The 15,028-nt window shown below is 62.3% G+C and carries 13 protein-coding genes; 2 read left to right on the top strand and 11 right to left on the bottom strand.

The annotated features are described in order from the left end of the window. Position 1 precedes the first annotated feature (1 nt). The 10 genes from GR198_RS25690 to GR198_RS25645 form a co-directional block, all read right to left on the bottom strand. On the bottom strand, positions 2-1,003 hold the full coding sequence (locus tag GR198_RS25690; protein WP_029875347.1) for an ABC transporter ATP-binding protein: 1,002 nt from the start codon (positions 1,001-1,003) through the stop codon (positions 2-4). Then, positions 994-2,001 (bottom strand): ABC transporter ATP-binding protein, encoded by a 1,008-nt coding sequence (locus GR198_RS25685; RefSeq protein ID WP_032984809.1) that lies wholly within the window; start codon positions 1,999-2,001, stop codon positions 994-996. The genes GR198_RS25690 and GR198_RS25685 overlap by 10 nt, the downstream gene beginning before the upstream one ends. A gap of 190 nt (positions 2,002-2,191) precedes the next feature. Continuing rightward, on the bottom strand, positions 2,192-3,826 hold the full coding sequence (locus GR198_RS25680) for an ABC transporter substrate-binding protein (protein WP_029875345.1): 1,635 nt from the start codon (positions 3,824-3,826) through the stop codon (positions 2,192-2,194). A 34-nt stretch (positions 3,827-3,860) separates the two neighbouring features. Then, on the bottom strand, positions 3,861-5,405 hold the full coding sequence (gene pehA / locus GR198_RS25675; RefSeq protein ID WP_029875344.1) for a phosphoric/sulfuric ester hydrolase PehA: 1,545 nt from the start codon (positions 5,403-5,405) through the stop codon (positions 3,861-3,863). A gap of 311 nt (positions 5,406-5,716) precedes the next feature. Beyond that, positions 5,717-6,787, bottom strand: a complete 1,071-nt coding sequence (locus GR198_RS25670; RefSeq protein ID WP_029875343.1) for an ABC transporter ATP-binding protein — start codon at positions 6,785-6,787, stop codon at positions 5,717-5,719. Next, positions 6,784-7,611 (bottom strand): carbohydrate ABC transporter permease, encoded by an 828-nt coding sequence (locus GR198_RS25665; protein ID WP_003549270.1) that lies wholly within the window; start codon positions 7,609-7,611, stop codon positions 6,784-6,786. Before GR198_RS25665 ends, GR198_RS25670 begins: the two co-directional genes overlap by 4 nt. Next, the gene (locus GR198_RS25660; RefSeq protein WP_028743425.1) at positions 7,608-8,510 is read right to left on the bottom strand and encodes a carbohydrate ABC transporter permease; all 903 of its coding nucleotides are present in this window, start codon (positions 8,508-8,510) and stop codon (positions 7,608-7,610) included. Before GR198_RS25660 ends, GR198_RS25665 begins: the two co-directional genes overlap by 4 nt. Before the next feature lie 196 nt (positions 8,511-8,706). Then, positions 8,707-9,939, bottom strand: coding sequence for an ABC transporter substrate-binding protein (locus GR198_RS25655; RefSeq protein ID WP_029875342.1), 1,233 nt, complete (start codon positions 9,937-9,939; stop codon positions 8,707-8,709). Between the two features lie 62 nt (positions 9,940-10,001). Beyond that, a complete protein-coding gene (locus tag GR198_RS25650) occupies positions 10,002-10,904 on the bottom strand; it encodes a sugar phosphate isomerase/epimerase family protein (RefSeq protein WP_003549267.1) in 903 nt (300 codons plus the stop codon). Positions 10,905-10,915: 11 nt separating this feature from the next. Next, complete coding sequence (locus tag GR198_RS25645; protein WP_029875341.1) at positions 10,916-11,950, bottom strand: Gfo/Idh/MocA family protein; 1,035 nt, start codon at positions 11,948-11,950, stop codon at positions 10,916-10,918. 215 nt (positions 11,951-12,165) lie between these two features. Between GR198_RS25645 and GR198_RS25640 the strand changes: the two genes are divergently transcribed. Together GR198_RS25640 and GR198_RS25635 are read left to right on the top strand one after the other, a co-directional pair. After that, positions 12,166-13,209, top strand: a complete 1,044-nt coding sequence (locus GR198_RS25640; protein ID WP_029875340.1) for a substrate-binding domain-containing protein — start codon at positions 12,166-12,168, stop codon at positions 13,207-13,209. Between the two features lie 49 nt (positions 13,210-13,258). After that, a complete protein-coding gene (locus tag GR198_RS25635; RefSeq protein WP_245274986.1) occupies positions 13,259-13,507 on the top strand; it encodes a type II toxin-antitoxin system Phd/YefM family antitoxin in 249 nt (82 codons plus the stop codon). Between the two features lie 44 nt (positions 13,508-13,551). Here the strand turns inward: GR198_RS25635 and GR198_RS25630 are convergent, their stop codons facing one another. Then, positions 13,552-14,889, bottom strand: coding sequence for an LLM class flavin-dependent oxidoreductase (locus GR198_RS25630; RefSeq protein ID WP_029875339.1), 1,338 nt, complete (start codon positions 14,887-14,889; stop codon positions 13,552-13,554). Positions 14,890-15,028: the final 139 nt, after the last annotated feature.

Here is a 15,028-nt window from a genome sequence, read left to right as displayed (position 1 = left end):
CTCAGCTCTCCATGAGCGTTGATGCGGATGCGGGCGTGACGAGGTGGCAGGCGGCCTTTCGGCCCGCCTCGACGGTGACGAGTTCAGGCGTCTCGACGCGACAGCGCGCGACCGCATGGCCGCAGCGGGGATGAAAGGCGCAGCCGGCAGGCCGGGAAGCCGGGTTCGGCGGTTCTCCCTGCAGGATGATACGGTCGCGCAGCGCCGTGCCGGGAACCGGAACGCTGGAGACCAGTGCTTGCGTATAGGGATGCAACGGGCTGCGGAAGATATCCTCCGAGGCTGCTTCCTCGACGATCCGGCCGAGATACATCACCGCGACGCGATCGGCGATGTTGCGTACGACCTTCAGGTCATGGCTGATGAAGGCCATGGCGATGCCGCGCTTTTCCTGCAGGTCGCGCAACAGGTTGATCACCTGCGCCTGGATCGAGACGTCGAGAGCCGAGACCGGTTCGTCGCAGACCAGAAGCTCCGGATTGGTGGCAATGGCGCGTGCAATGACGACGCGCTGGCGCTGACCGCCCGAAAGCTCGTGCGGATAACGCTCCGCCTGATCGCGGCGAAGACCGACGGCGACGAGCAGTTCGTCGACACGTTCGCGCCGCTCCTCCTCGCTTCCGACGGCATGGATGGCAAGCGGTTCGCCGATCTGAGCGCCGATCGAGATGCGCCGGTCAAGGGCTGCCAGCGGATCCTGGAAGACCAGCTGCATGCGCGCCCTCAGGCTACGCCAGCGCGGCGTTCTGAGTGCCGGCATCGCCTCCCCGTCGAAGCGGACGCTGCCTTCGGTCGGAGCTTCGAGCCCGAGCAGTAGCCGGCCCATCGTCGATTTTCCTGAGCCGGATTCACCCACGATGCCGAGCGTCGTCTTCGGCGCGACCGACAGTGAAACGCCGTCGACCGCCCGGACATGGCTGGGCTTTCCGAAGACGCCGCGACGCATCGTATAAGTCTTGACGAGGTCGTTCGCTTCGATCAGCTGATGTTCGCTCATGCCCATGCCACTCCCTGCTGGGCCTGCATGAGGTTCGGCTTCGATGCGGTGGCGCCGGCACTGAGCGGATGGAAGCAGGCGGTTGCACGGTCGTCGTCAAGTGCGACGAGCGGCGGCACCTTGTTATGACAGAGTTCCGAGGCATGGCTGCAACGCGGCGCAAAGGCACAGCCGCCGGGCATCCGGCCGGGCTGCGGCACGGTGCCGGGGATCGGTGCCAGCCGGTCGCGGCCGGCATCGATACGCGGAATGGCATCGAAAAGTCCGTGCGTATAGGGATGGCGCGGCGACCGGAACAACGATTCCGTCGGGCATTTCTCGACAATGTTGCCGGCATACATGACGCAGACGCGTTCGCAGATCTGCGACACCGCGCCGAGATCATGGCTGATGAAGACGATCGCCATGCCGGTTTTCTCGCGGATTGAAATCAGCAGATCGAGGATCTGCGCCTGGATCGTCGCGTCCAGCGCCGTCGTTGGCTCATCGGCGATCAGCAGGTCAGGATTGCCGGCGAGCGCCATGGCGATCATCAGCCGCTGGTTCTGACCACCGGAAAATTCATGCGGAAAATTGTCGAAACGGCGCACCGCGTCGGGAATGCCGACCATTTCCATCAGCCGGACGGCCTCGTTGCGGGCGGCCCTGCCGGTCAGCCCGCGGTGCAGTTCGACGGCTTCGGCGATCTGGCGCCCGGCGCGGATGACGGGGTTGAGCGAGCTCGACGGGTCCTGGAAGATCATGGCGATGCGGCCGCCGCGTATGCTTTCGAGCTTCGTGCGCGACGCGCCGATCAGCTGATCGCTGCCGAGACGCACGCTGCCTGAGACGGAAGCCTTTCCAGGAAGGAGCCCGAGTGCCGCCAGCCAGGTGACCGACTTGCCGCAGCCGGATTCGCCGACGAGACCCACCGCCTCGCCCTTCTCGATCGCCAGATCGACGCCGTGCAGGACTGCGATACCGCTGAAAGCGACGTTCAAATTGGAAATTTCGACCAATGGCATTTCAGCCTCTCCTTCTCGCATTCCCGCCGGCCGCCAGATCCGAACGAGAGCATGATGTCGTCCGAAAACCGCTCACACTTTTCGGCATCATGTTCGTGCCTGTCGGGCTTGCCTGGTTTCCGGATAGCCGGTGTACCAAATGGCAGTGAGCCGGAGTTTCCCCCGGCTCGCTGATGTCGTCGGGCCTTGATCAGGACCAGTTGCCCTGGCGGAAGTCCATGGCGAAGGCCGACGCGGCCTTCCAATTGATCGACTTCGACTTGGCGGTGAAGACGGCGTTCTGGTGGAGAACTGTGTAGGCGGGGTCTTCGCGCTCGCAGATCTGCAGCATGCGGGCGAAAGCGTCATGGCGCTTGGCGCGATCGGTGCTGGTCTCGAGGAAGGTCGACAGGGTGTTCATTTCGGGGTTGGTCCACTCGCCGACCTGCTGCTGCTGGCCGTTCGGACCGTGCTGGGCGACGATTGAGGAAACCGGATCGGGGAAGCTGGCGGAGTTCGACCAGTCGCGGACGGCGCGCGTCGGCGTCTTTTCGAGGATCTGCTGCCAGTTTTCCTTCATCTCGATCTGCACGTTGAGGCCGACCTGCGCCCACATTTCGACGAGGATCTGCGCCGTCGGGGTCTGGTTGGTATAGTAGTTGTTCAGCAGGCGATACGGGATCGGGTCGCCCTTGTAGTTGGCTTCCTTGAGGAGCTGGCGGGCGAGATCCGGATTGTATTCCGGCACGGTCCAATCCTTGACCAGCATGTCGCCATAGAAGTCCCACTGCAGGCCGGCCGGAACGCGGGTGCGGCCCGCCCAGAGCGAGTCGACGATCGCCTGGCGGTCGATGGCATGCGTGAAGGCGCGGCGAACCAGCGGGTTGCCGAGCTGGGCATGGGTCTTGTCGAACACAGTCAGGCGGTGGTTGGTGATGATGCCGCCCTGGACTTCGAAGGCAGCGTTCTTTTCGATGCCTTCGATCTGGTCCGGCGGGATGTCGCTGGCGAGGTGATATTCGCCGGACAGCAGGCCGTTGACGCGCGAGGCGACTTCCGGAACTTCGACGAAGCGGATCTGCTTCACCGGAGGACGGCCGCCCCAATACTCGTCATGCGCTTCGTAGATCAGGTAGGTATCCGGCTTGAATTCGGCGACGCGGTAGGGACCGGTCGTGATCGGTGCGCGGGCCCAGTCGAGATAGCTCTTGGCCTCATCCCAGCTGCGGCGATTGGCGATGGCGCTGGCGGCAACGGAGATGCGGCCTTCCATCGTCACGTCAGGCGAACCGTTGACGAAGCGGACGGTGTATTTGTCGACGATTTCGATGCCGAGCAGGGCCGGCCAGATACGGCGGGCGACGGCCGGAATTTCGACCGGCAGCTCCTTGCTTTCGCGGCCGAGCGGGTTCTTTTCGGTGACGAAGATCGTCTTGCCGGTGCTCGGCTGCGTATCGCCGAACATCCGTTCCTTGCTGAAGGAGAAAGCGACGTCTTCGGCCGTCATCTCGTCGCCATTGTGGAATTTGACACCCTGGCGCAGTTTCAGCTCGACGGTCTTGTCGTCGATGCGGCGCCATTCGGTGGCGAGCGACGGAACGGCCGAGAGGTTGCCGAGCCAGTCGAGGCCGATCAGGCTTTCCCAGAGCGACGAATTGAAGATGCGCTGGCCGACATTCGACTGTTCGCGCAACGTGTCCAGCGTGTTCGAGTTCGAGATCTTCTGGACGGCGATGGTGATCGAAGGACGGTTGTCTGCCTGGGCGATGGAAAAGCGCGGCAGGATCAGCGAGCTGGCGACGCCGGTGGCAAGGCCGAGAGCACCGCGACGGGTGAAGGTGACCATGGGAATATCTCCTTGGGTTCTCTGGTGGTTCGGATCAATGGCTGCGTTCGCTCAGGCCCTCGGGGCCGGAGCGATAATGGGTCAGGGTTCTGTCGGCATGTTTCAGGCGCCAGGAGAGCGCCTTCTGCGCATAGTCCCGCACGAGCGCGGCGTGGGCCGGATCGTCGGCGAGATTGGTGAATTCGTTCGGATCGTGCCGCAGATCGAAGAACAGCGGCGGCAGCGCTGCGAAATGAACGTATTTGTATCGCTCGTCCTGGATGACGCAGAGGCTGCAATCATTCATGCCGAGGCCGAGGAAACTCTGCGGCTCGGAATAATAGACGTCGCGGAAGTCGTATTCGTAGTGCAATTCGGTGCGCCAATCCTGCGGCCGGCCCTCGCTCAGGAAGGGCAGCAGCGACAGGCCGTCACAGGCGTGCGGGATCTTTCCGCCGAGCCAGTCGAGTATGGTCGGCATGACGTCGATGCTCTCGGTGAAGCCGCTTTCGATTGAGCCGGCGCGTGCATTTTCGCCGGCGTCCTTGATGACGAGCGGAATGCGGAAGCTCGGATCGTTGTAGCCGATCTTGCCGAGCAGGTGATGATCGCCGAGCTGCTCGCCGTGGTCGCTGGTGAAGATGATCAGCGTATCGTCCCACTGTCCGGTTTCGTCGAGGTAGTCGAAGACCCGGCCAAGGCAATCGTCGACCTCGGTGATGAGGCCGCAATAGGTCGCGCGCATCTGGCGCAGTTCCGCTTCGTCGAGCGTTGCACCTGACCCTTCGGCCCCCTGGAAGAAGGAGCCGCGCCGGATGCTGTCGACATAGAATTTCATCAGCGGGTGTTGTGCAGCCTCGATATCCGGATCGGCTGCGCGGATCGGCGCGGGCATGTCTTCCGGCCGGTACATGGCATGATAGGGAGCGGAAGCGACGAAGGGCGGATGCGGCCGGTAATAACCGAGATGCAGGAAGAAGGGCTTGCCGTCGCGGCCCTTGAGATAGGTCAGCGCCCGCTCGGTGAAGAAGGTCGAGTCCGAAAATTCCTTCGGAATGCGTGACGGACGGTCGGTGGCGCCGGCAACGGCGTCCTCGCCCTCGGGCAGCCAGATATCAGGACGATGCTCCGGCAGCTCGAAGCCGTTCTGTGCCACCCAGCCGAAATAACCCTCCATATTGGGCTCGAAGGCGCCGACCGGATGGAAGCCGTCCATCAGGTCGCCAAGCACCCTGAAGCGCGGATCGTTCGGCGAAGTGGTGCGCGGATCCGGCACCGTCGTCGTATAGCCGATCAGCGCCGGATCGTAGCCGACGCCGCGCAACGCCTTGCCGAGGTTGAGGTGGCGCTGGTCGAGCGGCACCGTGTTCTGCACGGCGCGATGGTTCATCAGATAGAGGCCGGTGAGCAGGCTCGCACGGGCGGGACCGCAGGGAACGCAGGTCGTCACATGGTTCCTGAAGGTCACGCCCTCGCGACAGAGCCGGTCGAGATTAGGCGTCTTCAGGAAATCGATTTTCCCGTCGGCACGCAAAACGTGCGGAACGAAATCGGCTCGCCATTGGTCAACGACAATGAGTAGAACATTTTTCTTGCGCATGGCGCCCCCGCTTGTGCGGGGCTGTTTGAACCGCGATTATTGCAGCGCGATGACCACTTTTTCAAAGTTCCATGACATTGCACGGATCGCGAGTTTCTTGGCTTTTATTCCAGAAGCGTCATGAAATTGTAATATTCACGACACGCACAACGCCCCGCCCGAGTGATCATGACCTGACCGCGGCACGCACTGTCCGTTCTGTAGTTCTTTGAGACCCGGAGGCATGCTTCCCGCGGCAAGATCAAGGAGGCGGGCAACGTCTCCTACAATCAGACGACGGTTGCTCTGCCCGACCGGCTGCTCGACTGAGGTTATATCAGGTGATCCGTTAACGCGTCGAAGAGATGGACCTGGCCCGGATCGACCGACAGTCCGATCATGTCTCCAGCCTTGACCCTGTCGCGGCGCGTCTCGACGATCGTCAGTTCCGGCTGGGTCTCCGCGACGATGAAGGTCGACGAGCCGGTCGATTCGACGAAGGCGATCGGCACATCGAAGCTGCCATGCCCGGGCTCGACGACGACGATATGTTCCGGCCGGATGCCTGCCATGAGCTTACGCCCAGGCTCGATGGTGCGTGATATCGCAAGCGTCTGTTTCACCGCGCCGAAATCCAGGATCAGGCTCTTTCCGTCTTCCGCGGCGATCGCGGGGATGAAATTCATGGCCGGCGAACCGATGAAACCGGCAACGAACCGGTTCGCCGGCCGGTCGTAGAGGTCGAGCGGCGCGCCCTGCTGTTCGATGACGCCGTCGCGCATCACCACCACATGGTCGGCCATCGTCATCGCTTCGACCTGGTCGTGCGTGACGTAGACGAAGGTGGCGTGCAGTCGGTCGTGCAGCGACCGGATTTCCTTGCGCATGTGGACGCGCAGCGCAGCATCGAGATTGGACAGCGGCTCGTCGAACAGGAAGGCCTTGGGGTGGCGGATGATGGCGCGGCTCATGGCGACGCGCTGGCGCTGACCGCCGGAAAGCTCGCGCGGATAGCGCTTCAGGAGATGCGAAAGACCTGTCGTCGCCGCCACGTCCTCGGCGGCCTTCTTGGCCTCGGCCTTGGCGATGCCGCGGATGCGCAGACTGTAGGTCAGGTTCTCCTCGACCGTCATATGCGGATAGAGCGCATAGGACTGGAACACCATGGCGACGTCGCGCTTGCGCGGCGGCACGCCGTTCATCAGCTCGCCGGCGATCCTGAGATCGCCCGACGAAATGCTTTCGAGGCCGGCAAGCGAGCGCAGCAGCGTGGACTTGCCGCAGCCCGACGGGCCGACGAGCGCAACGAAAGTGCCCTTGGCGATCGAGAGGTCGATATTCTTCAGGGCGTGGAAGGCGCCGTAGTATTTGTTGACGCCTCTGAGCTCGATCTGTGTGGTCATTTGAGGGCTCCAGAGGTGAGGCCGGATACGATGCGGCGCTGCAAGAGAACGAAGATTGCAAGGATCGGCGTCACATACATCGTGGCGTAGGCCATGATGTTGTTCCACTCGTTGGTGTTCGGCCCCATGAAGGAATTGAGACCGACGCTTGCCGGCTGAAGCTCGGCCGCCTGGATCATCGACTTCGAATAGACGAATTCGCCGAAGGCCTGCATGAAGATCAGGATGGCGCTGACCAGGATGCCGTTGCGGGCCAGCGGCAGCACGATGTTGAAGAAGGCGCCGACGCGCGAATTGCCGTCGACGAGTGCCGCCTCCTCCAGCTCCTGGGGAACGCTCATGAAGGTGGCGCGCACCAGGATGACGAAGAAAGGCATGCTCTTTGCCGCGACCGCGATGATGACGGCAAGGCGCGGAGTGGAAAGCAGGCCGATCTGCGAGAAGCCGACGAAGATCGGCGTGATCATCAGCGAGGCCGGCAGGACCTGCAGCATCAGGATCAGGAACAGGCCGATATCCACCCAGACGTTGCGGTACCTGGCAAGCACATAGGCGCAGCCGACGCCGAGCAGGGTGATCAGCGCCACGGAACCAAGAGCGATGACCAGTGAGTTCCAGAGGTAGCGGCCCATGTCGCGGCTTTCCCAGACCGCGGCATAGGTGCCCCATTGCGGCGAGGTCGGCCAGAAGCTCGGCGGCGTCGCGAACATCTCCGAGCCGCTTTTCAGCGCGGTGATGTACATCCAGTAGAGCGGGAACAGATAGATCGCCGCCATGACGATCGATATCGCGAGCATCAGCCGGTCGCGGTTCGTCGTATTCATCCGCGCACCTCATGGCGTGTGGACCGGACATAGACGACGGACGCGAACATGACGAAGACGATCATGATGACGGAGATCGTCGCGCCCTTGGCGAAGTCGTATTGGCGGAAGGAGAGATCCCAGGCCCAGTATTGCGTGACGTTCGACGAATTGTTCGGCCCGCCCGATGTAATCGCGGCGAAAAGATCGAACTGCTGCAGCGTGAAGATCAGGCCGAGTGCGATGATCGCGCCGATGGTCGAGCGCATCATCGGCAGCGTGATCGTCCAGAAGCGCTGCCAGACATTGGCGCCGTCGAGTTCGGCCGCCTCAAAGAGATCGGCCGGGATGCCGGCAAGGCCGACGGACAGCAGGATCATGTTGAACGAGGTGCCGAGCCAGACATTGGCGATGATGACGGCATAGAGCGAATAATGCGGGTCCGAGCGCCAGAAGATGTTGCCGGAGATGATGCCGCTTTCCTTGAGAATGAAATTCAACACGCCGAAATCGCCCGAGAGAATCCAGTTCCAGATGGCGCCGACGACGAGGCCGGGCATCACCCAGGAGACCAGGAACAGGCCGCGCATCCATGAGGCGCCGGGAAAATTGACCCAGAAGAACAGCGCCAGGCCGAAGCCGATCAGGAACTGGCCGGCGATGGAGCCGACGACGAAGATGACGGTGTTGTAGAGGATCGGCAGCGTTTCCGGCTGCGCGAAGAGGTCGGTATAATTCTTGAAGCCGACGAAGGGACGCGAGAAGGTCCCGAGGCTGAACATGTCGACCTCCTGGAAGCTCATCACGACATTGTAGATCAGCGGCAACCCCGCCATCAGGAACAGAAAACCGAGCGGGAAAGCGACCAGTACGATATCGAAACCGCGACCGTCCCTGACGCTCATCAATATCCTCTTCATGCGTCCTCCGATCCTCCGAACGGGGCCGCCTGGCGCATGATGCGGAAGACGGCCCCTGCCGGGAGGAAATGGTTGAGTTGTCTCTTCTCCCCCTGGGGGAAGAAGAGGAACAAGTGGCGCCCCCGGCCCTTCGCTCTGGGCTCAGGGCGTTCGTCGCTGCAATCGATTCACTGGATCGATTGCAGCGAACCGCTTCTTACCCTAAAACCGCCTTGATCTTGTCGGCCGCCTGGTCGAGCGCTTCCTTCGGGCTCATCTGGCCGGTCAGGGCTGCCTGGATGGCGTCCTGGATCGCCTTGGAGATCTTCGGCCATTGCGGATGGGGCCCGCGCGGCTTGGCGTATTTCAGCTGTTCGAGGAAGACCTTGAGGGCGGCATCCTTCAGCGGCTGGCCGGTCTCGGGGATCGAGATGTCGGAACGGGCCGGAAGCTGGCCGAAATTCTTGAACATCTTGTCGTCTTGCGAGGCGAAAAATTCGAGCGCCTTGAAGGCTTCGGCCGGATGCTTGCTGGTGGCGAAGATCGCCCAGTTGAAGTCGCCCATGGCCGACGAGCGTTCAGCCCCTTCCTTCGGAACCGGAAGCAGGGTGACGCCCCAGTCGAACTTCGCTTCCTGGCTCATGCGGTCGAGTTCCCAGGGACCCGAGATCGCCATTGCCGCATTGCCTGAGTTGAAGGTGCCGGTCGAATCCCACTGGCCGCGCGTCAGCGTATCCGGAGAAGCGAGCTTCTCGTCCATGATCGTCTTCCAGACCTCAAGCGCCTTCACCGCGCCGTCGGCATTGATATTTTCATAGCTGCCGCCACCCATCTGAGCCCAGGGAAGGAACTGGAAGGTGCCTTCCTCATTGGCCTTGGCCGAGAAAGCGAGACCGTAGACGTTCTTGGCGGGGTCGGTCAGCTTGCGCGCATCCTCGACGAGTTCGTCCCAGGTCTGCGGCGGTTTGTTCGGATCGAGGCCCTTCGCCTTGAACATGTCCTTGTTGTAGTAGAGCGCGATCGTGTTCGTCGCCTTCGGCACGCCAAAATACTTGCCGTCCCATTCCACGGATTTCAGCGGTCCGGGGAAATAGTTTGCCGGCTTGATCACCGTCGACTTGGAGATCATGTCGGTGAGATCGAGGAAAGCGCCGCGCGACGAGAACAGCGCATGCTCCGGATTGTCGACGGCGATGATGTCGGGCGCCTGGCCGGTCGCATAGGCGCGCATGGCCTCGGTTACGACGTCGTCGAACTGGATCAGCCGATACTCGATCTTGATGCCGTTGTTCTGGGCGTTGAACTCCTTGACGAGGTTCGGCGCCGGCTGGATGTCCCTGTCCAGCGACCAGAGCGTCAGCGTGACGTCTTCGGCCCTGGCCGAAAGGCCGGTGAGCGAGATGCCTGCAAGCGCCAGAGCGCCCAGAATTGCATATTTGCGGATAGCCATGGTTCTCCTCCTTTGTGGTTATCCCCGTTTCCGGCAATTCCTCCTTGCCGGCCACGATATCATCAGACCGGATCGACGACGAATTCGCCGCCCCGGGCATGCTTGAGGTGGTTGAGCGCATAGACCTGGCCGGTCATTTCAAGCGCGTCGCGATAGACCGGGTCGTGCCAGCCTTCGATATCGATGGAGCCCGACCAGCCGGCAAGGCGCAGCTCGGAAATGATGTCGGTCCAGTTGCTGTCGCCGAAGCCCGGCGTGCGCATGAAGACGAACTTCTCCTTGCCGAAGATGCCGTGTTCCTTGATGACCTCCCAGCGGATGGTCGCGTCCTTGCCGTGGACGTGGAAGAACTTGTGGGCCCATTTGCGGATCTGCGGCAAAGGGTCGATCAGATAGACCATCTGATGGCACGGTTCCCACTCCAGCCCGATATTGTCGTCCGGCGTCTCGTTGAAGATCAGTTCCCAGGCATCGGGATTGTGGGCGATGTTCCAGTCGCCGCTTGCCCAGTTGCCGTCCATGGCGCAATTCTCGAAGGCGATCTTGACGCCCTTGTCGGCGGCACGCTTGGCAAGCTCGCTCCAGATCTGCTTGTAGCGAGGCAGGCTGTCGGTCAGCGGCCTGCCACGGATGCGGCCGGTGAAGCCGGCAACGCAGGTGGCGCCGAAGTGATGGGCATTGTCGATGCAATCCTTCCAGCCCTGCAGCGTCTCGAGGTCGATCGCGCTCTCTTCCAGCGGATTGCCGAACATGCCGAGCGTCGAGATGGTGATGTCGCGGTCGCCGATCGCATCGAGGCAGCGCTTGCCGAGTTCGGCAAGGTTCTGCCCTTTGGTCGTCTGCCAGAAGAAGGGTTCGAAGCTTTCGAAGCCCATGCCGGCGATCTCGCCGATGCGGGTGGCGGCATCGCCCTTGTTGCCGCTGACCATGGTGCCGATACGAATGGATTTTGCAGGGTTGCTCACGTCACGTCATCCTATGCTGAAATTTCGACGCGCCTGCCCGTCTTGGCGCTTTCGATCGCGCCGAAGACCATGGCAAGGCTTCGGATATTGTCGGAATTGACCGTCTCGGGCCGTTTGCCGGTGCCGATCGCCGCGATGAAGTCGGCGATGACGCTGGCGTGGCCATGGGTTTCCTCGTCATGTTCCGGACCGGGAACGTTTACGGCAACTGAGCCGCGTAGAAGGCCGGGCTCTTCGCCGGTAACAGTCGCCTTGAAACTCTCTTCGCCATCCCAGGTGAGCATTCCCTTCGAACCGACGAGACGCCACTGGCTCTCCCAGCTGGTGCGCTCGCCCTCGGCGCACCAGGAGCCGCGATAGGTGAAGACGATGTCGTCGGAAAATTCGAAGATGGCGTTGGCCGAGGCGCCGTGCCGATACCACGAACCCTTCGGATTGCGCTCGACGCAATAGACGGCAAGCGGCTTCCTGTCGGCGACGTAGCGCGCTGCATCGAAGGTGTGGATCGCCATGTCGAGAAGCAGGACATTGTCCATCTCTTCGCGGAAGCCGCCGAAATGCGGCGCCAGGAAGAAGTCGCAATGGATGCCGGTGAGTTCGCCGATCGCGCCGCTTTCGACGAAGCGGCGAAGGCGCCTGACGCCTGATATGAAGCGGCGGTTCTGGATGACGGCGTGGATGCGGCCGGTCTCGGCGGCAAGATCGACCAGCGCGGCGCCCTCGGCAAGCGAGGCCGCCATCGGCTTTTCGCTGAGCACATGGCAGCCGGCCTTGAGTGCGGTGGAAACGACGTCGTAGCGCGCAGCCGGAATGACGATGTCGAAGACCAGGTCGGCCTTTGTGGCCGCGATGACGTCGGACAGGTCCGAACCGATGACGGCGCCGTCGAGGCCGAACTCCGAGGCAAGCTTTTCCGCCGTCTCCCGATTCAGGTCGACGAGGCCGACGATGGTGACGGAGTCGGCCAGCAGAGGGTTGGAAGCGATGGCGCGCAACCAACCTTTGGACATAGCTCCGCACCCGCACAGAATGGCACTAAATTTCACGATTTCCTCCAAGGGAACGGTGTCAACTCTCCTCGTGACACGCACTCCGTAAACGTTTACGACTGTAGGCGAAAACATTTTGCGGTGTCAATAGACGGCAAATGGGAAATTACGGGCCCAGATCCGGACGGATCTGAATTATAGAAATGGAGCATGATGTCGTCCGAAAACCGCGCACACTTTTCGGCATCATGCTCCGGGGAAAATCGTCAGCGATGAAGGGGATTCGCCAGCTTGCCGAACACTTGAATATCTCGATCGGCACGGTCTCCCGCGCGCTGAACGGCAAGCCCGATGTCAATCAGGAAACCCGCCGGCGGGTGCTGGCGGCGGCCGAGGAACTCGGCTATGTCGCCAACCAGTCTGGGCGGAGCCTGAGGCAGGGGGAGACGAAGGTCATCGGATTGATGATCGAATCCAGCAAGGAGACGGTCGAGAACGCCGACAACTTCTTCCTCGGCGTCACCAGCGGCCTGCAGAGCGTCTTTGCCCGCCACAAGCTCGATCTCCTCATGTTGCCCTGCCCGAGCGACGAGGATCCGCACGAATATCTGAAGCGGATGGTGGCGCGGCGCATCGTCGATGCGATGATCATCTCGGACACGCAGCGCGTCGACCGGCGCATCGACTTTCTGTCGCGGGCGAAGATCCCCTTCGTCGCGCTCGGCCGCAGCCTTTCGGCCAGCAATTTTCCATGGATCGATCTCGATTTCGAGGGCGTGGCCGACCATGCCGTCGAGCGGCTGATCGCGCTGGGCCACCGCCGGATCGCGATCACCGCGCCGTCGAGCGAGGCCAACCTCGGCTATCTCTTTATCGACAGCTATCGCCGGGCGCTCGAGCGGCACGATATTGCCTTCGATCCGTCGCTCGTCATCCGCGTCAAGTCGAGCGAACAGGGCGGCTATCAGGCGGCCCATGAGCTGCTGCTGCTCGAAGAGCGGCCGACGGCGGTGATCCTGATCTACGAGCTGATGGCGATCGGCCTTTACCGCCGCCTGATGGAATCGGGCGTCATGCCCGGCCGCGACCTTGCGGTGATCGGCTTCCGCGACGCTCCGCGCGCACGGTTCCTGCAGCCGTCGCTGAGCTGCTTCCGCATCTCGCTCTACGATCTCGGCGTCGCGCTCGGCCGGATGCTTCTCGCCAACATGCCGGCCTATCGAGATTTCTATCCGGGAGGCGAGCGCAACATCATCTGGCCCCTCGAACTGATGCCGGGCGAAAGCGATGCATTCGATGTGGGGGCCATGGTCTGAGACCGGCAGGTTGGGTATATTCCCTCTTGATGTAGAGTGGATGGTTTCGATGAAAATGTCCTTCATGACCGGCGCAGCCTTCAACCGGAATCCGAGCAAGGCGAAGAAGGAAGCGAGCGAGCGGCCGCTGGTGATCACTGATCGCGGCGAAGCGGCCTATGTCCTTGTCAGCTATGCTGAATTTCAGGTGAACTGGACGCCGAAGACGCTGTTTGAGGCATTGCGCGATCCCTCCGCTGATGAAAGGGAATTCGAACCCGCGCGGCTGGGCTTCGACAACAGGACCGTCGAATTCTGACGGTTACGCCATCGTATTGCCGCGCGGGGATTGCCCGTAGCGCCTTACGCATTGGCGGCGAAAAACCGGTTCTCCGGCCGCGGCAATCCGAGATGTTCACGCAGCGTCGTGCCTTCATATTCGCTGCGGAACAGGCCGCGGCGCTGCAGTTCGGGAACCAGCCGTTCGGTGACGTCGGTCAGACCTTGCGGCAGATAGGGGAAGACGATGTTGAAACCGTCCGAACCCTCCTCGTCAAGCCAGCGCTCCATCTCGTCGGCGATGCTGGCTGGCGTGCCGACGAAGGCAAGGCCGGCATAACCGCCATAACGCTGCGCCAACTGACGCACCGTCAGATTTTCTTCCGCCGCAAGCTTCAGCACCTGTGCCCGGCCGGTCTTGCTGGCATTGGTGTCGGGAATATCGGCCGGCAGTGGTGCGTCGGGATCGAAGCCCGAAGCGTCATGGCCGAGCGCGATCGAAAGCGAAGCGATGGCGCTGTCGTAATGCACCAGGCTGTCGAGCGTGGCGCGTTTGGCGCGGGCGTCGTCGATGCTGTCGCCGACGATGACGAAGGCGGCGGGCAGGATCTTCAGATGGTCGCGGTTGCGGCCGATGGCTTCCATGCGACCCTTGATATCGGCATAAAGCGCCCTGCCCGCGGCCAGATCGCGCGGCGAACAGAAGACCATCTCGGCGGTCTCCGCGGCAAGCTGGCGGCCGGGGTCAGACTGGCCGGCCTGGACGATGACGGGCCAACCCTGCGGCGGCCGGGCGATATTGAGCGGCCCGCGCACGCTCAGTTCCTCGCCCTTGTGGCCGAGCACATGCATCTTTTCTGGATCGAAGAACAGGCCGCTTTCCCGGTCGCGGATGAAGGCATCGTCGGCGAAACTATCCCAGAGCCCGGTTACCACATCATAGAATTCCCGGGCGCGATGATAACGCTCGCCATGCTCCACATGTTCGTCGAGGCCGAAATTGAGCGCGGCGTCGGGGTTGGACGTCGTGACGATGTTCCAGCCGGCGCGGCCGCCGCTGATATGGTCGAGCGAGGCGAAACGACGAGCAATGTGATAAGGCTCGTCGAAAGTGGTGGAGGCGGTGGCGACGAGGCCGATGCGCTCCGTCACCGCCGCCAACGCCGACAGCAGCGTGAAGGGCTCGAAGGAGGTCACGGTGTGGCTGCGGCGTAGCGCCTCGACCGGCATGTTGAGCACGGCAAGGTGATCGGCCATGAAGAAGGCGTCGAATTTCGCCCGTTCCAGCGCCTGCGCGAAGGACTTCAGATGGGCGAAATTGAAATTGGCGTCAGGATAGGAACCGGGATAGCGCCAGGCGCCGGTATGGAGGCTGACGGGACGCATGAAGGCGCCGAGGCGCAACTGCCGTGAACGTGTCATGATTTTCCTCATGGATCGGGCAAGGCGGCCGCCCTGCCCCGCATTGGGCGTTCTTTCTGCAACCGGCGCGGTGACGCACCTGACATCGGTTACGTAGGAGGTCGCCGTCGTCAAAACGAGACCGGAAGCGCCAGTTCTG

The organism is Rhizobium leguminosarum, from assembly GCF_010668065.1.
Classification (GTDB): Bacteria; Pseudomonadota; Alphaproteobacteria; order Rhizobiales; family Rhizobiaceae; genus Rhizobium; species Rhizobium leguminosarum_S.
This window is presented reverse-complemented; position numbering and strand designations above follow the sequence as displayed.